We start from the raw sequence: 15,871 nt of genomic DNA, 5'->3' as shown, positions 1-15,871 counted from the left end.
ACTCTGGGGTGCCGCTCGATGTTCCCGATCCGGCGGGGGTATCGCGGATGTCGCCTTCCCTCACTAACCTGCACCGCATGAGCGTCGACGCCGCCACCCTCGCGTGGCTCCTGGACTCCGACCCGGCCCTCCGCTGGCAGGTGGAGCGCGACCTCGTGGGGGCGCCACCGGCGCTCTGGCAGGCGACGCGGGCGCGGGTGGCGACCGAGGGGTTCGGCGCGCGACTTCTGGAGAAGCAGGATGCCGACGGCCAGTGGGCGGGCGGGGCGTTCTTCCCCGCCGGCTTCTTCGACAGCGACGAAGCGACCCGCCCCGGCCAGCCGTGGGTGGCGACGACCTGGGCGCTGAAGGATCTCCGCGAATGGGGACTCGACGCCGCTGTCCTCGCCGGCACCGCCGAGAAGCTCGACGCGAACTCCCGATGGGATTACGACGACCTGCCGTTCTGGGGCGGGGAGGTCGATGCCTGCATCAACTCCTACACGCTCGCCGCGGGCGCGTGGCTGGGCGCCGACGTCTCGGCGCTGGCGGAGTGGTTCTGCACGCACCGCCTGGAGGACGGCGGCTGGAACTGCGAGGCGGAGGAAGGCGACTCGGTGCGGTCATCGTTCCACTCGACGCTGAACGCCGTGCGCGGACTCCTCGCCTACGAGCAGCTGACGGGCGACGGGAGCGTGCGCGAGGCCCGCCACGGCGGGGAGGAGTACCTTCTGTCGCGACGGCTGATGTTCCGCGCGAGCACCGGGGAGCCGGTCGGCGACTTCGTCTTCCGATTCGTCTCGCCGAATCGGCACCGCTACAGCGCGCTCGCGGCGCTCGACCACTTCCGCGACGCGTCCTTGTGGGAGGGCACGGCGCCCGATCCGCGTCTCGCCGACGCGATCGAGGTCGTGCGCGCCGCGCGCACCCCCGAGGGCAGGTGGCTGCAGACCACTCCACTGGCCGGACGCACCTGGTTCGACATCGACGTCCCCGAGGGCGAACCCTCCCGCTGGCTCACCCTGCAGGGCGCCCGCGTGCTCGACTGGTGGGACGCTGCACGCTGACGCGCCTATGCCGGAAGGGCGATGTACTTCTCCTCGAGGAACTCGTGGATGCCGACACTGCCGCCTTCGCGACCCAGTCCGCTCTGCTTGACGCCACCGAAGGGCGCGAACGGGTCGCTGATCCGCCCGATGTTGACCCCGACCATCCCCGCGTCCACGTGACCGGCCACGCGCAGGGCCTCGGCCTCCGGCCCGAAGACGTAGGCGGCGAGACCGTACTCCGCGTCGTTGGCCATCCGCACCGCCTCACCGGTGTCGGCGAACCGCACGATAGCGGCCACCGGCCCGAAGATCTCGGTCGCGCTGATCGCCGATCCGTGACGGACGTCGGTGAGGATCGTCGGCGGATAGAAGCAGCCCGAACGTCGCTGCGTCTCGCCGAGGACGAGATGCGCGCCGTCGTCCACCGCATCGGCGACGAGGCGCGCCACCTTGCGCGCTTCGGCCTCCGACACCAGCGCACCGATGTGATTGCCGCGGTCGGTGCCCGGTCCCATCGTGAGGGTCGCGAAGCGCTCGCGCAGGAGACGGACGAACTCGTCGTGCAGCGAATCGTGCACGTAGAGCCGGTCGGCGGCCGTGCAGGCGGCGCCGCCGTTTCGCAGTTTCGCGTCGATCGTGCCCTCGACGGCGGCCGCGACATCCGCTCCGGGCAGGACGATCAGCGGAGCGTTGCCGCCGAGCTCCATCGCGCAGCTGACGACCTGATCGGCCGCTTCGCGCAGGAGGTGCCGCCCCACCGCCGTCGACCCGGTGAACGACAGCTTCCGCACGCGAGGGTCGTGGATCATGGCCGACACCGCCGGTCCCACCTCGGTCGGCGTCACAAGGTTGACCACGCCCGCCGGCGCTCCCGCGCGGTGGAGCATCTCGGTGAGGTGAGCGGCGGCGAGAGGGGTCTCGATCGCGGGCTTCAGCACCGTCGTGCATCCGGCGGCCAGGGCGGGGGCGAGCTTGCGCGCGGCCATGGCCGCGGGGAAGTTCCACGGGGTGATGAGCAGGCTGACCCCGATCGGTCCGTGAGTGACGATCACCCGCTTGTCCCCCGTCGGCGACGCGCTGTAGTCCCCGCGGACCCGCACCGCCTCTTCGGCGAACCACCGGAAGAACTCCGCCGAGTAGCGGACCTCGGCCACGGCATCCGTCCAGCTCTTTCCGTTCTCGCGGACGATGATGTCCGCGAGGACGTCGGGCTGCGCTCGGAGCTCCGCCGAGACGGCGCTGAGGATGTCCGACCGATCGCGGGCAGACGTGGCGGCCCACGGCGCGGACGCCCGCGCAGCCGCGTCCACCGCGGCACGGCAGTCGTCGACGCTCGCATCGGCGAAGCGCGCGACGACCTCGCCGGTGGCGGGGTTCAGGACCGGGAACCGGTCTTGTCCGCTCCCTGCTCGCCAGGTGCCGTCGATGAAGAGGTCCTGAGGGACGAGCCCGACGGTCATCAGTAGGCCTGGACGCGCTGGGCGACGACAAGGTGGATGAGGGCGAAGCGGTCGGTCCGCGTCGCGGCGAGCGCCGCGCTCACCGCCGCCGGGATCTCCTCGTCGAGCTCGACGCGCACGCCCAGCCCGCCGAAGGCCTCGGCCAGTCCGGCGAAGTCCGGATTGACCAGCTGCGTACCCGACACCCGGCCGGGGTGGTGACGCTCCTGATGGGTGCGGATCGTTCCGTACTCCTGGTTGTCCATCACCACCACCAGGGGACGGGCCCCGTACTGGTGAGCGGTCGCGAGCTCCTGTCCGTTCATGAGGAACTCGCCGTCCCCGGCGATCGTGACGATCTGGCGGCCGGGGAAGCGCAGGGAGGCCGTGACGGCGGCCGGGACGGAGTACCCCATCGAACCGTTCCCCGACGACAGCATCGAGGGGAACGTGCGCGTCGGGAAATACCGGTGCGCCCAGTTCGTGTGCTCTCCGGCGCCGAAGGTGACCAGGGCATCCTGGTCGAGCAGCGGCACGAGGTTCGCCATGAGAGTGTCCATCGTGGCTCCGCCCGAACGCGGCGCGGCGCCCGGCAACGCCGCGAACGTCGTCTGCTGTGCCCGCATCCGCGCGGTCCATGCCGCCCACTCGATGTTCGGCTCGAGGTCGAGGGTCAGCAGATCCCGGACGAACGGCCCGGGCTTGGAGACGACGTGATGGGTGATCGCGCCCGATCTGCCGCGCAGCGACGGGTCCATCGAGACCAGGAAGTTCTTCTTCCCCCATCCCTGCCGCACGATGTAGCCGTCGGTGACCACGTCGCCCGGAAGGGTGCCGATGAACACCAGCAGGTCGGTCTCCTCCAGCAGATCGAAGGTGGCGCGGGGACGGCCGTATCCGATGGGTCCGACATAGCTCGGCGAATCGAAGCCGACGACGCCCTCCGTGCGCCACTCGGCCGCGGCGGCGATGCCCTGGCGCTCGAGCCAGCCGGTGAGAGCGCGCGCCGACTCGGCGCTCCAGTCGTTGCCACCGGTGACGAAGAGCGGCTTGCGGGCGTGGTGCAGCGCATCGCGCAGAGCACGCAGATCATGGTGCGACATGCCCCCCGTGGCGATCGGGAGCGGCGGGTGCGCCGTGCGGGCCACCCGATGACGCAGGACGTCCTCGGGCAGCCCCACGACGACCGGTCCGGGCCGCCCCGATCGGGCGGCGAAGATCGCCTCGGCGACCGTCTCGGCGGCGCGCTCCGCGGAGTCCAGCACCATGACGCGCTTGACGCCGGAGTCGAACCAGGATCGGATGTCGAACTCCTGGAACGCCTCCCTGTCCCGATGCGCCATCGGGATCAGACCGACGAACAGGACCAGCGGGGTGGAATCCTGCCAGGCGGTGTGGAGGGCCACCAGGGCGTTCGCCGCGCCCGGCCCCCGTGTCACCATCACCACCCCGGGCAGGTCGCCGAGCTTCCCCTCCGCTTCGGCCATGTACGCGGCGCCGCCCTCGTGCCGGCACACGACGGTGTCGATCGTCGAGTCCGCGAGGCCGTCGAGGACTTCCAGGAAGCTCTCCCCCGGCACCACGTATGCGCGGGGGATTCCGTGCTCCTCGAGGACGCGCACGATGGCGTGTCCGGCCGATTCCTGCGTCGGGTCGTCCGGCGCGCTCAGCGCGGCGCCGGGAGCGGGGGCGGTGATGGTCATCGGTGCTCCGATCTCTTCCAGGTTGTCGGTGAGGGACGTCATCGGCTCAGGGCGGCTTCCCTCTCGGCGACCTTCTCGCGCATCTCCAGTTCGTTGTCGAGCCAGTTCGGGGCCCAGTTGCGCAGCGCGAAGATGTAGACCAGGAGCGAGGCGAAGATCACCGCCGTCACGTAGCCGATGAACAGGGGCACCTGATCGGCGGCGAGGGCGCCCTGGTAGAGCAGCGGCGCCGTTCCACCGAAGAGCGAGTTCGCGATCGCGTAGCCGAACCCGACGCCGAGGGCCCGGATGTGGGTGGGGAACAGCTGCGCCTTGACCACGGCGTTGATCGAGGTGTAGCCGGTCAGGATGATGAAGCCGACGAAGAGGATCGTGAACGCCGTGACCGGGTTGGTCTGCAGCGGGAGGAAGACGATCAGGAACCAGGTGTAGAGGACGCCGCCGACGCCGAAGAAGACCAGGAGGCTCTTGCGGCCCACGCGGTCGGACAGCCACCCGCCCAGCGGCTGGAGCAACATCAGCGTGACGAGGGCCAGGAGGTTGATGAGGGTGCCGGTGACGACGTCTCCGCCCGAGAACGCCGACTTGACGATGCTGGGCCCGTTGACCGAGTAGGTGTAGAACGCCACGGTGCCGCCCATGGTGATGAGGAAGCACAGCAGGAGCGGGCGCCACTGGTGCACGAGCAGCTCCTTCATGGAGCCGCTCCCCTTCGACTGCCCGTCCTTGATCTTCTCGATGACGTCGGCCTGGAGCGACTCGTCCATCGTCCGTCGGAGCCAGAAGACGACGACGGCGGAGACGCCGCCGATGGCGAACGCCACGCGCCAGCCCCATGTGGAGATCGCCTCATCGGAGAGCGTGAGCACCATCACGAGCAGGGTGGTCTGCGCGAGCACGTGCCCGCCGACGAGCGTGACGTAGTGGAAGGACGAGAGGAAGCCCCGCCGGCCGAGCATGGCGGCCTCCGACATGTACGTCGCGCTGGTGCCGTACTCCCCGCCGGTCGCGAAGCCCTGCAGGAGACGGGCGAAGACCAGGATGGCGACGGCGCCGGCGCCGATCATCTCGGCCGTGGGGGCGAAGGCGATGATGAGGGAGCAGAGCGCCATCAGGGAGACCGAGACGGTCAGCGCGAGGCGGCGGCCGTGGCGATCGGCGAATCTGCCGAAGAACCACGAGCCGATGGGCCTCATCAGGAACGTGACGGCGAAGATCGCCCAGATGTAGATGGCCGAGTTCTTGTCGTCGTCCGCGAAGAACTGCGACTCGAAATAGGTGGCGAACACCGAGTAGACGTAGACGTCGTACCACTCCACGAGGTTGCCCGCGGAGCCCTTCAGGGTATTCGAGACGGACTTGCGGAGACTGGTGGGAATGGTCGTCGTCGTTGACATGGGGGGGATCCAATCGCGTCGGAGTCGATCCGGCACCCGCCACCTCGGCGGGGCCTGCCAGCATCCTGTGGCGAAGACCTCCGTCCCCTGCGAAATCCTTACATTCGCTTTACGTTCGACCCTCGCGCCCCTGTTTACGATGTGGGAATGCGCGTGCTCATCGCCGAGGACGACAGGTCTGTCGCCGCCGCCCTGGTCTCCGCCCTGTCCCGGGCGGGGCACTCCTCCACGCACGTCTCGCGCGGCAGCGACATCCTCCTGCACCATCACGATGTCGACGCCGTCATGCTCGATCTCGGGTTGGAGGACATGGACGGGCTCGACGCCCTCCACAAGCTCCGGGCCGTCAGCGAGGTGCCGGTCGTCGTCGTCACCGCCCGCGGCGACGAGCGTTCGACCGTCCTCGCCCTGCGGGGAGGCGCCGACGATTACCTCGTCAAACCCGTCCGGTTGCATGAGCTCCTGGCCCGGCTCGACGCCGTGGTCCGGCGCTACGCCCCGGCTACGACGCGGGACCGCCTGACGCTCGGACGCGTCGAGCTGGATGCCGAAGCCCACCGGATCACGGTCGACGGCGACGAGGTCACCCTGACCCCCAACGAATTCAAGCTGCTGTGGTGTCTGGCGACGAAGGCGGGCCGAGCCGTCAGCCGCGCGACGATCCTGGACGAGGTCTGGGCGGATGCCTACGCCGCCACCTCGCGCTCCTTGGACGTCCACCTGGGTCAGGTGCGCCAGAAGGTCCCCGAGCTCACCGTCACGACCATCCGCGGGTTCGGGTATCGGCTCGAGGCGCCATGAGACCTCGGGTCATGCTCCCGCTTCTGCTCTTCGGGCTCCTCACCGTCGCCGCCGTCCTGATCCCGGTCAGCGCCGCGCTCGCGGAATCGCGCACGCAGCAACTCGCCCTGCAGCGCACCAGCGCGATGGACGAGCTCGTCCAGCGCGCGCAGACGGCGGTCGAGGGAGCGTCGCCGGCACCGCTCCAGCGCTACCTCGACCGGTTCCACGAGACGTTCGGCGAAGCGGTGGTCGTCACCGGGAACGACGGGGACGTGATCGCCCGGATCGGCGCTGTCCCGACCGACGATGACGCGCTCCGTCTGCTGCAGACCGCCGCCCGGGGGATTCCCCAGAACACGATCCCGACGATCGTTCCCTGGAGCGACAGCACGGCGCTGCTGGCGCAGCCCATCCGCGCCGCGGGCCAGCCGGCCGGCGCCGTCCTCCTCGCCGCGGACGCATCGGCCGCCAGGACGGAGGTCACGGGCCAGTGGGCGCTCATCGCGATCACGGCGACCGTGATGCTGGCGGCGCTGCTGCTGGCCGCGAACGCGTGGACCCGGTGGATCCTCAAGCCGGTCAAGATCCTCGACAACGCCGCCCTGGCCATCGCCGACAATCGAGATCCCGGGGTGGCCGCGCTCTCGGGGCCGCCGGAGCTGCGCCATCTGACCCGCTCGTTCGAGCGGATGAGCGCGGCCGTTTCGGACACGCTCGAGCAGCAGCGCGGCTTCGTCGCCGATGCCTCCCATCAGTTGCGCAATCCCCTGGCCGCGATTCGGCTGCGGATCGACGCCGCCGAGGCCGGCGAGGTCGATCACGCCGAGCTGGCCCGCCTGAACGCCGACCTCGACCGGCTCGACCACGTCATCGCCCGCATGCTCGCGCTGGCGAACGCGGAGAACCACGCCACCACGACACTGACCCAAAGCGCCGGGCGGGAGGACGCCACGGTGACGACCTCCGCGAGCGCCCTGGCTGGGCCGTTCCGCGACCGCATCCACGCCGCGGGTCAGATCGTGGACGCCGAGGACGATGACCTCGTGGAGGTGCCGTGCTCCGCGGACGACCTCCAGGAGATCGTCGACACGGTGCTGGACAACGCCACGAAGTACGCCGGCGCCGGCGCGCGCATCCGCGTCGAGCTGACCGCGGATCCCCGCGGCGTCACCGTGAGGATCGAGGACTCCGGGCCGGGCCTGGACGACGAGGACCTCACCCGCATCGGCACGCGGTTCTGGCGCTCGCGCGCCCACCAGTCTTCGCCGGGCAGCGGCCTCGGCATCGCGATCGTCGCGCAGCTCGCGCGCGCGAACGGCGCGACCGTGGCGATGGGGCGTTCTTCGCTCGGCGGCCTCGAGACCACCGTGACATGGGGGCGGACATGACCGACGCGCGTCCATCTCGTCGCGACCTCCTCCGCGCCGCGGTCGGTATCGCCGGAATGGGCCTGCTCACCTCATGCGCACCCGGCGGGACGACACAGGTGGCGCGCATCGCGACCGGGGAAAGAGGCGGGAGCTACCACCAGTTCGGGGAGCTGCTTCGTCGTGCGGTTCAGAGCAGCCAACCGCTCGATCTGCTGGTCGTCGCCACGCAGGGCAGCGCCGAGAACCTTCGCCTTCTCGACGACGGACGGGTGGAGTTCGCTCTGACGCTCGCCGAGACGGCCCGACACGCTTCGGCCGACATCGTGGCGGTGGGCCGCGTCTACCAGAACTACCTGCAGTGCGTCGTGCGGGCCGACGGTCCGGTGACCCGGCTGAGCGACCTCGGCGCGCGACGCGTGTCGATCGGTCCGCCCGGATCCGGGGTCGCCGAGATCGCGCGTCGGCTGCTCGGCGCCCTCGATCTGGACGACGAGACCGTCGTCAGCGAATTGACCCTCGACGCGGCGACCGCTGCTCTCGAGGCGGAGGCGATCGACGCCTTCTTCTGGTCGGGAGGCATTCCCACCCCCCTCATCAGCGCACTCGCGACCCGCGTCCCCATCCGACTGCTCGACATCCCTCAGTCCGTCGATCCGCTCTCTCCGGCGACCGCCGCGCCCATTCCGCTCGGTGTCTACGGTTCCGAGCGCACGGTGACCACCATCGGCGTACCGAACCTCCTCGTGGCGCGACGGGAGACACCGTCCGATGTGGTCGCCATGCTGGTGGACACCCTCATCGACCGCAACCGCGCCCTCATCCCGCCCGAATCGGCCGGAACCCAGTACCTCACGCCGTGGAATCTGATCGACACCGCCCCCCTGGCGCTGCATCCGGCCGCCGCCGAGCGCTACCGCGCACGCTACGACTGAACGGATCTCACGCGCAGACGCGGACGCGACGCCCGTCGAAGCCGACCACGTCACCGAGCTGCAGCTGCCGACCCCGACGCCGATCGACCTCGTCGTTGACGGTGACGTAGCCGTCGATGATCGCTTCTTTCACGTCGCCGCCCGAGTCGAGCAGCCCCGCGAACTTGAGGAACTGACCGAGGCGGATGCCGTCTCCGCCGATCGAGACGTCGGTGACCGGTGTCGGGGTCGTCATGCGGGAATGCTAACCCGTCACGCGGAACGGATGAGGTCGGCGCACTTCTCGCCGATCATCATGACCGTGATGTTGGGGTTGACCGTCGTGATCTCCGGCATCGCCGACGCGTCCGCGACCCGGAGGCCCGTCACGCCCTTCACCCGCAGCTGCGGGTCGACCGGCGACATCGCATCGTCGACCCCGCCCATGCGTGCCGTTCCCACGGGGTGGTAGACGGTGTTGTGCGTGCGACGGATGTAGTCGGTCAGCTGCTCGTCGGTGACGGCATCCGCTCCCGGAGAGAGCTCGCGCTCGACCCACTCCGCCATCGCCGGCTGGGAGACGATCTCGCGCGCCTTGCGGATGCCCGCGATCATGACGCGCATGTCGTGGCCCTCGGGATCGGTGAAGTACCGCGGATCGACCATCGGCTTGTCGCGGTAGTCGCGCGAGCGCAGGCGCACCGTCCCGCGGGAGCGGGCGTGGGTGACGTTCGGCGTCAGGCAGAACACGTCCTCCGCGGTCGGGTATCCCGCACGGTAGGTGTGCATGTCGAACGGGACAGAGCCGTAGTGCATCATCAGGTCGGGGCGGTCGAGGCCCTCCTCGGTCGGGGTGAAGACGCCGATCTCCCACCACTGGACCGACTCGCGCGGCATCGGCTTCTTCGCCTCCCACTGCACGACCCCCTCGGGGTGGTCCTGCAGGTTGGCGCCGACGCCGGGGGCGTCCACCCGCACCTCGATGCCGTGCTCTTCGAGGTGCTCGCGCGGGCCGATTCCCGACAGCATCAGAAGCTGCGGGGTGTTGATCGCCCCGGCCGAGACGATCACCTCACGCGTGGCGGCGATACGGTTCGGGCGGCCGAAGGCGTTGTCGACGTACTGCACGCCCACGCAGCGGTCGCCGTCGAACTCGAGTTCCCGCACGTGGGCGTCGGTGAGGACCGTGAGGTTCTCCCGATCGAGGATCGGGTGCAGGTACGACACCGACGACGAGGCACGCGTGCCGTCGGGCTGACGGTTCACCTGGAAGACCCCGGCCCCGTTGACCACAGTCTCCCCGGTGTTGAACCGGACGTTCGGGATGCCCGCCTGCTCGCATGCGGCGAGGAGGGCGGCACCCGACGGATCGGTCGAGGGAGCGGTCATCAGGTGCACGGGCCCGTCGTGGCCGTGGTGGTCGCCGTCGTCCTCGTTGGTCTCGAGGCGCTGGAAGAGCGGGAAGGTGCTGTCGGCGTCCCATCCCTCGGCGCCGTGCTTCTGCGCCCACTCGTCGAGGTCTTCGCGCGGCGCCCAGAACGCGATGCACGAATTGTGCGACGAGCATCCGCCCAGCACCTTGGCGCGGGCGTGACGCATGAACGAGTTGCCGTTCTCCTGCGGCTCGACGGGGTAGTCCCAGTCGTACCCGGACTCGAGCAGCTCCATCCACCGGGAGAGCTCGAGGACGACATCCGTGTCGACATCCGTCGGACCGGCCTCGAGCAGTCCGACCGTCACGGTCGGGTCTTCGCTCAGGCGGGCGGCGACGGCGGCGCCGGCAGAGCCGCCGCCGACGACGACGTAGTCGAAGGTGTGCGTGGTCTTCATGACGGGATCCTTTCGTCAGCGGCTCTCGAACCAGCCGGTCGCGGCCGGACGGAGGTTCTGATAGATGTGCTTGGCTTCCTGGTACTCGGCGAGGCCCGTGGGGCCGAGCTCGCGTCCGAAGCCGGACTGCTTGAAGCCGCCCCACTCCGCCTGCGGCAGGTAGGGGTGGTAGTCGTTGATCCAGATCGTGCCGTGGCGAAGGCGCCCGGCGATGCGCTGCACCCGACCGGCATCCTGCGACCAGACCGCACCGGCGAGACCGTAGACGGTGTCGTTGGCCGTCGCGACGGCCTCGTCCTCGGTCTCGAAGGTCTCCACCGTCACAACAGGGCCGAACGCCTCGTCGCGGACGACGGACATCCCGCGCGTGACCTGGTCGAGGACCGTGGGGAGGTAGTAGAAGCCGTCGGCGAGGTCGCCCTCGCCCCAGCGTCCGCCGCAGCGCACGCGAGCCCCCTCCTCGACACCCTTCTCGACGTAGGCGGTCACCTTGTCGCGGTGCGCGGCCGAGATGAGCGGACCGGTCTCCGCGGCGTCGTCGAAGGGACCGCCGAGACGGATGCCCTCGGCACGCCGGACGAGCTCGTCCACGAAGCGCTCGGCGATGGATGCGTCGACGATGAGTCGTGCTCCGGCAGAGCAGACCTGCCCCGAGTGCACGAATGCGGCATTCAGCGCGTTGTCGACCGCGGCGTCGAAGTCGGCATCCGCGAAGATGACGTTCGGATTCTTGCCGCCGAGTTCCAGCGCGACCTTCTTCACGGTGGCCGCGGCGTTCGCGGCGATGATCCGGCCCGTCACGAGCCCGCCGGTGAAGGAGACCATGTCGACGTCGTCGTGGGTGGAGAGCGGGCCGCCCGCCGACGCGCCGGAGCCGAGGACGAGGTTCGCGACGCCGCGGGGCAGGCCGGCGTCCTCGAGAACGCGCATCATGAGGATCGCGGTGTGCGGGGTGAGCTCGGCGGGCTTCAGCACGATGGAGTTGCCCGCTGCGAGCGCCGGCGCGATCTTCCACGCCGCCTGCAGGAGCGGGTAGTTCCACGGGGTGATGAGTGCGCACACGCCGACGGGCTCGTAGACGACGCGGCTCAGCACATCGGCGGAGCCGGCATCGACCACGCGTCCCGCGTCGTTCCCCGCCAGGCGTCCGTAGTACTCGAAGCACGCGGCGATGTCGTCCATGTCGATCCGCGACTCGACGATGCGCTTGCCGGTGTCACGCGACTCAGCTTGGGCGAACTCCTCTTTGCGCTCGCGGAGCATCTCGGCCACGCGGAGCAGGAACGCACCGCGCTCGGGCATGGGCGTGTCCGCCCATTCACCACGGTCGAAGGCGGCGCGGGCCGCCGCGATCGCGCGAACGGTGTCCGTCTCGTCCGCCTCGTCGACCACCGCGACCAGGGTGCCGTCGGCCGGGCACCGGATCTCGCGGGTTCCGCCGGCCGCGGCGGACACCCAGCGTCCGTCGATGAACAGTGTGTCGGGCATGGGGGGGCTCCTTCTGCTCGGGCTTGCTCTGACTGCTGTCCGGGGCGTTGAACAGGCGGTCAGCTCTTGTGGGTGGGGAAGTCGGACTGCCAGTCCGGGACGGGGGCGTCCTCGACGATCGAGGCATCCTGGCCGTCGGGCGCGACGCGCAGGAACTCCATGTGGGATTCGTAATGCGCGACGGCGTCGGCGATCAGCTGCTCGGTGGTGTAGCCGTAGACGTCGTAGCCGCGGGAACCGGTGGCGGTGAACACCTCGAGCCGGTAGTACAGGTCACTCCGCCGGGGCGCGCGGCGCGCGTAGGTCGGCAGCTCCTCGACGACCGGATAGACCTGGTAGACGAAGTCGGCGTGGTCGGGGAAGCGCGCGGACAGCACGACCGTCGGCAGGTCGGCGTCGGGGACGTCGGTCCGGGCGTAGGAAACGTCCACACCGACCGCAGCCAGTTCGGTCTCGACATCGCGCAGCGCCGGCTCGGCGGTCTTCTCGAGGTAGCCGAGGGCCTGCTCGCGGCTCGGGAACTCCGCGACGCGCCGGAGGCGTCGGCGCCACGGCGTCTCCACCGTCGCGATCCGGGCGGTGACCGTCGCGCGGAAGCCCTCCGCCTGGTGCTGCTCGGTGCGCAACGCTCGGAAGAGGGAGATCATGACGAGGTACAGCACGATCGAGAACGGGACGCCGACGATGAGCGTCGCGTTCTGCAGGGTGGAAATGCCCCCGATCAGCAGCATCGACATCGTGAGGACGCCGGTGACGATCGCCCAGTAGACCCGCATCCGGCTGCTGCCGTCCTCACGGGGGTCGTCGATGATCGAAGTGAAGTTGGCGAGCACCAGGGCACCCGAGTCGGCCGAGGTGACGTAGAACAGCAGGCCCGTGAGGGTCGCGAGGGCGATGACGAGGGGCGCGGCCGGGTATGCGGCGAGCAGATCGTAGAAGCCCTGCTCCGGTGAGGCGAGCGCTGTCTCGCCGAACTCCGCGGCGCCGCCGAGGATGAGCTCGAGGGCCGAGTTGCCGAGCACCGAGATGAAGACGGCGATGAAGACGAAGGGCACGACCAGCACACCGGTGATGAACTGGCGGAGGGTCCGGCCGCGGGAGATACGGGCCAGGAAGAGACCGACGAACGGCGCCCAGGCGATCCACCAGGCCCAGAAGAACAGGGTCCACGCACTCATCCAGTCGTCCGGTTGCACCCACGCGAAGGTGTTCATGATGAGACCGGGGAAGGTGGCGACGAAATCGCCGACGTTCATCACGATGCCGTCGAGCAGGCGCCGGGTGTTGCCGGTGACCGCGAGGAAGAACAGCAGGAGGATCGCGAGGATCACATTCAGCTCCGACAGCCGCCGGATGCCCTTCTCCACACCCGACACGGTCGAGATCGTCGCCATGATGACGGCCAGGACGATGAGTCCGACCTGCGCCGCCACGCCCTGCGGGATTCCGAAGAGGAGGAACAGTCCGTAATTGAGCTGGACGACGCCGATGCCGAGTGATGTGGCGATGCCGAACACCGTGCCGAGGACGGCGGCGATGTCGACGGTGTGCCCAGCCCAGCCGCGAAGACGGTTTCCGAGAATCGGCGTCAGCAGCGAACGGATGCTGAGGGGGAGGTTGCGGCGGTAGGCGAAGTAGGCGAAGGCCCCTCCCATGAGCGCGTACATCGCCCATCCGACCGGCCCGTAGTGGAACAGCGTCCACACGATCGCCTGACGGGCGGCTTCGATGTTCTCGGACGCGCCGGTCGGCGGCTGGTAGTACTGCGCGACGGGTTCGGCGACGGAGAAGAAGAGGAGGTCGATGCCGATGCCCGCGGCGAAGAGCATCGACATCCACGTGAACAGCCGGAACTGCGGCTTCGAGTGGTCAGGCCCGAGCTTCGTCTTCCCCATCGGGGAAAGCGCGAGATAGATCACGAAGCCGAGAACGAGCGTGGCCGTGAGGATGTAGTACCAGCCGAGGTTGGTGGCCACCCACCCGACCGCTGATCCGATGACGCCCCCGGCCTGATCCGGAAGGATGATCGCCCACACCGCGATGCCGACGATGAGGATGGACGACCCGATGAGGACGGGCCAGTTGGGTCTGACGGATGACGCGGAATCGACGGTCGACTGTTCGTTCATGGTTCCTCCCCGGGCGAGGGCGTTGAGGCCGTGTACGAAAGCTCATGATGGCGCGCGGGGCGGAAACGTGACGGGTGTTGACGGACGGTGCCCGTCTGTGGAAAGGGGCGGGCTCCACTGGCCTGATGGATCGGCGAATCGCGGGTCGTCAACAGGTCGATGACCGTGACCCTCTCGGAAACATCACAGCCGAGTTGACGGCCGAAGACATGCGCAGCTTCCTCCCCGGGAGGAAGCCCAACCGACGCACGGAGGAACAACGGGAGGTTGACGCCTTCGTCCTCCTCGCCGAGCGAGTCGACAAGGCGCTGACCGCGTGGCGAAACCGATAACACCGGAAGCACGGATCGTCGGATGCGTGGCCCGCATCAGCTGACCGGGAATCTTCAGGGCCGAGACGGAGGGATTTGAACCCTCGGTCCCCGTGAGGGGACTCCACCTTAGCAGGGTCACACGACCCTGCCCCCGGCACCGCTTCGCGCGCCCGGTTCTCCCGCGGAATCATGCGGATTTCATGCGCCGATCAAGAATTTTCTGGCGACGCTACTAACACTCTCCACGCACTCCACACACTTGGCGCTCATGAGCCCACGTGGCCCTCGGCAGGCTCGGGGTCACCTGGGGGTCACCCGGCACGAGACCCCGCTTGGCCCGGGAGAGCGTGCCACAGCCTCTTGCGCGACGCCGCCCCGGTTGCGAATATTGCAGTTAGCCTGGAGTCGGAGGATTCTCATGCCACGCACGATGAACGGTCCCGGCCGGACATACCTACCCGGAGCCGATAGCCCGCAGCAGCTCGAGGACATCCTCGCCGAACTCGAACGTGAGTTCCGCGCGGGTCAGTCCATGCGGCTGGTCTCGGCGGCGGGTCAAGAGATCGAGCTTCCCGGGGATCTCTTCGACGTTCTCCGCCGGGTCGCGGAGTTCCTCGCGGCAGGGCAGGGGGTGACAGTGGTCCCCACTGATACTCAGCTCACCACGCAGGAGGCCGCCGACTTCATCGGGGTGTCCCGCCCGACGCTGGTGAAGTATCTCGACAGCGGCGCGCTCAGCTATGACACGGTAGGCCGGCACCGACGGGTCATGCTCGCCGATCTCGTCAGCTTCCAAGAACGCATCCGCGCCGAGCGTCAGGCAGCGCTTCGCCAACTCGCCCGCCACAATCAGCAGTCGGGAATGCTCGACCTCGTCTACACAGCCGAAGCCGAGGCCGACGGGAGCTGATCTGTGCGGTTCCCCGTGTTCCTGGATACCTCGACGGTATTCGGCGGCGCACTGAACGACCTGCTCCTCACACTCGCCGAGCGAGGCATGTTCCGGCCACTGTGGTCGGCGGGTGTGTTCGAAGAGCTGAAGCGAACCCTCGTCCGTCGTGGCATCACTGCGGATGCCGCCGACCGGCGGATCTCGATGATGCGCGCCGCGTTCCCCGACGCGGAGGTCACCGGGTACGAGGAACTCATCCAGGCGATGACGTGCGACGAGGGAGATCGACACATCCTCGCAGCGGCCGTTCGAGCGAACGTGGAGCTGCTCGTCACGTTCAACCTGCGCCACTTCCCCGCCGACGCGCTCGCACCGTACGACATCGAGGCCCGCCACCCCGACGACTTCCTGCTCGATCAACTCGAACTCCGCGAAGACGTCGTCCTCACGGTGCTGCGCGCGGTGCTGTCCTCGTACGAGAACCCGCCGATGACCGTCGACGAATACCTGGACCTGCTCTCCCGAGCAGGTGTCCCCCGCTTCGCGGAACGCACCCGCCGTTACCTCTGAACTGCCGCGGTCAGCGG

Annotated in this window: 13 protein-coding genes and 1 tRNA gene; 6 read left to right on the top strand and 8 right to left on the bottom strand. The window is 69.1% G+C overall.

Going from position 1 to position 15,871, the window contains the following annotated elements; translation table 11 throughout:
- The first annotated feature begins 77 nt into the window (after positions 1 to 77).
- Entirely contained in the window at positions 78 to 1,046 is a 969-nt protein-coding gene (locus AB0O93_RS00490) for a squalene cyclase (RefSeq protein ID WP_363339486.1), read from the top strand.
- A 5-nt stretch (positions 1,047 to 1,051) separates the two neighbouring features.
- On the opposite strand, the gene AB0O93_RS00485 is transcribed toward AB0O93_RS00490, so the two are convergent.
- From AB0O93_RS00485 to AB0O93_RS00475, 3 genes are read right to left on the bottom strand one after another with little or no spacing between them, the layout of a single operon-like run.
- Entirely contained in the window at positions 1,052 to 2,488 is a 1,437-nt protein-coding gene (locus AB0O93_RS00485) for an NAD-dependent succinate-semialdehyde dehydrogenase (RefSeq protein WP_363339484.1), read from the bottom strand.
- On the bottom strand, positions 2,488 to 4,170 hold the full coding sequence (locus AB0O93_RS00480) for a thiamine pyrophosphate-dependent enzyme (RefSeq protein ID WP_363340952.1): 1,683 nt from the start codon (positions 4,168 to 4,170) through the stop codon (positions 2,488 to 2,490). Before AB0O93_RS00480 ends, AB0O93_RS00485 begins: the two co-directional genes overlap by 1 nt.
- A gap of 38 nt (positions 4,171 to 4,208) precedes the next feature.
- The gene (locus AB0O93_RS00475) at positions 4,209 to 5,567 is read right to left on the bottom strand and encodes an MFS transporter (protein ID WP_363339482.1); all 1,359 of its coding nucleotides are present in this window, start codon (positions 5,565 to 5,567) and stop codon (positions 4,209 to 4,211) included.
- A 147-nt stretch (positions 5,568 to 5,714) separates the two neighbouring features.
- Here AB0O93_RS00475 and AB0O93_RS00470 point away from each other — a divergent pair, with 147 nt between their 5' ends.
- Genes AB0O93_RS00470 through AB0O93_RS00460 form a run of 3 tightly spaced genes read left to right on the top strand, consistent with a single transcriptional unit; the run spans position 5,715 to position 8,652 of the window.
- On the top strand, positions 5,715 to 6,368 hold the full coding sequence (locus AB0O93_RS00470) for a response regulator transcription factor (RefSeq protein ID WP_363339480.1): 654 nt from the start codon (positions 5,715 to 5,717) through the stop codon (positions 6,366 to 6,368).
- Positions 6,365 to 7,738, top strand: a complete 1,374-nt coding sequence (locus tag AB0O93_RS00465) for a HAMP domain-containing sensor histidine kinase (RefSeq protein WP_363339478.1) — start codon at positions 6,365 to 6,367, stop codon at positions 7,736 to 7,738. Before AB0O93_RS00470 ends, AB0O93_RS00465 begins: the two co-directional genes overlap by 4 nt.
- On the top strand, positions 7,735 to 8,652 hold the full coding sequence (locus tag AB0O93_RS00460; protein ID WP_363339476.1) for a TAXI family TRAP transporter solute-binding subunit: 918 nt from the start codon (positions 7,735 to 7,737) through the stop codon (positions 8,650 to 8,652). Before AB0O93_RS00465 ends, AB0O93_RS00460 begins: the two co-directional genes overlap by 4 nt.
- Before the next feature lie 7 nt (positions 8,653 to 8,659).
- Here AB0O93_RS00460 and AB0O93_RS00455 read toward each other — a convergent pair whose 3' ends face one another.
- From AB0O93_RS00455 to AB0O93_RS00435, 5 genes are all read right to left on the bottom strand, one after another.
- Positions 8,660 to 8,887 (bottom strand): RNA-binding S4 domain-containing protein, encoded by a 228-nt coding sequence (locus AB0O93_RS00455; RefSeq protein ID WP_363339473.1) that lies wholly within the window; start codon positions 8,885 to 8,887, stop codon positions 8,660 to 8,662.
- A gap of 17 nt (positions 8,888 to 8,904) precedes the next feature.
- Positions 8,905 to 10,461, bottom strand: a complete 1,557-nt coding sequence (locus AB0O93_RS00450) for a GMC family oxidoreductase N-terminal domain-containing protein (RefSeq protein WP_363339471.1) — start codon at positions 10,459 to 10,461, stop codon at positions 8,905 to 8,907.
- A 15-nt stretch (positions 10,462 to 10,476) separates the two neighbouring features.
- Positions 10,477 to 11,949, bottom strand: a complete 1,473-nt coding sequence (locus tag AB0O93_RS00445; protein ID WP_363339469.1) for an aldehyde dehydrogenase family protein — start codon at positions 11,947 to 11,949, stop codon at positions 10,477 to 10,479.
- A gap of 59 nt (positions 11,950 to 12,008) precedes the next feature.
- On the bottom strand, positions 12,009 to 14,078 hold the full coding sequence (gene betT, locus AB0O93_RS00440) for a choline BCCT transporter BetT (protein ID WP_363339467.1): 2,070 nt from the start codon (positions 14,076 to 14,078) through the stop codon (positions 12,009 to 12,011).
- A gap of 392 nt (positions 14,079 to 14,470) precedes the next feature.
- Positions 14,471 to 14,557, bottom strand: a tRNA-Ser gene (locus AB0O93_RS00435).
- Positions 14,558 to 14,810: 253 nt separating this feature from the next.
- Between AB0O93_RS00435 and AB0O93_RS00430 the strand changes: the two genes are divergently transcribed.
- Complete coding sequence (locus AB0O93_RS00430; protein WP_363339465.1) at positions 14,811 to 15,302, top strand: helix-turn-helix domain-containing protein; 492 nt, start codon at positions 14,811 to 14,813, stop codon at positions 15,300 to 15,302.
- 3 nt (positions 15,303 to 15,305) lie between these two features.
- On the top strand, positions 15,306 to 15,854 hold the full coding sequence (locus AB0O93_RS00425) for a PIN domain-containing protein (protein ID WP_363339463.1): 549 nt from the start codon (positions 15,306 to 15,308) through the stop codon (positions 15,852 to 15,854).
- Positions 15,855 to 15,871 lie beyond the last annotated feature (17 nt).

The sequence above is a fragment of the Microbacterium sp. NPDC077184 genome, from assembly GCF_040687055.1.
Classification (GTDB): domain Bacteria; phylum Actinomycetota; class Actinomycetes; order Actinomycetales; family Microbacteriaceae; genus Microbacterium.
This window is presented reverse-complemented; position numbering and strand designations above follow the sequence as displayed.

Bases quoted from the DNA above. Each gene is read 5' to 3' on its own strand.
- AB0O93_RS00490 (WP_363339486.1), top strand. From the start codon at position 78: ATGAGCGTCGACGCCGCCACCCTCGCGTGGCTCCTGGACTCCGACCCG.
- AB0O93_RS00485 (WP_363339484.1), bottom strand. From the start codon at position 2,488: ATGACCGTCGGGCTCGTCCCTCAGGACCTCTTCATCGACGGCACCTGG.
- AB0O93_RS00480 (WP_363340952.1), bottom strand. From the start codon at position 4,170: ATGACCATCACCGCCCCCGCTCCCGGCGCCGCGCTGAGCGCGCCGGAC.
- AB0O93_RS00475 (WP_363339482.1), bottom strand. From the start codon at position 5,567: ATGTCAACGACGACGACCATTCCCACCAGTCTCCGCAAGTCCGTCTCG.
- AB0O93_RS00470 (WP_363339480.1), top strand. From the start codon at position 5,715: ATGCGCGTGCTCATCGCCGAGGACGACAGGTCTGTCGCCGCCGCCCTG.
- AB0O93_RS00465 (WP_363339478.1), top strand. From the start codon at position 6,365: ATGAGACCTCGGGTCATGCTCCCGCTTCTGCTCTTCGGGCTCCTCACC.
- AB0O93_RS00460 (WP_363339476.1), top strand. From the start codon at position 7,735: ATGACCGACGCGCGTCCATCTCGTCGCGACCTCCTCCGCGCCGCGGTC.
- AB0O93_RS00455 (WP_363339473.1), bottom strand. From the start codon at position 8,887: ATGACGACCCCGACACCGGTCACCGACGTCTCGATCGGCGGAGACGGC.
- AB0O93_RS00450 (WP_363339471.1), bottom strand. From the start codon at position 10,461: ATGAAGACCACGCACACCTTCGACTACGTCGTCGTCGGCGGCGGCTCT.
- AB0O93_RS00445 (WP_363339469.1), bottom strand. From the start codon at position 11,949: ATGCCCGACACACTGTTCATCGACGGACGCTGGGTGTCCGCCGCGGCC.
- betT (WP_363339467.1), bottom strand. From the start codon at position 14,078: ATGAACGAACAGTCGACCGTCGATTCCGCGTCATCCGTCAGACCCAAC.
- AB0O93_RS00430 (WP_363339465.1), top strand. From the start codon at position 14,811: ATGCCACGCACGATGAACGGTCCCGGCCGGACATACCTACCCGGAGCC.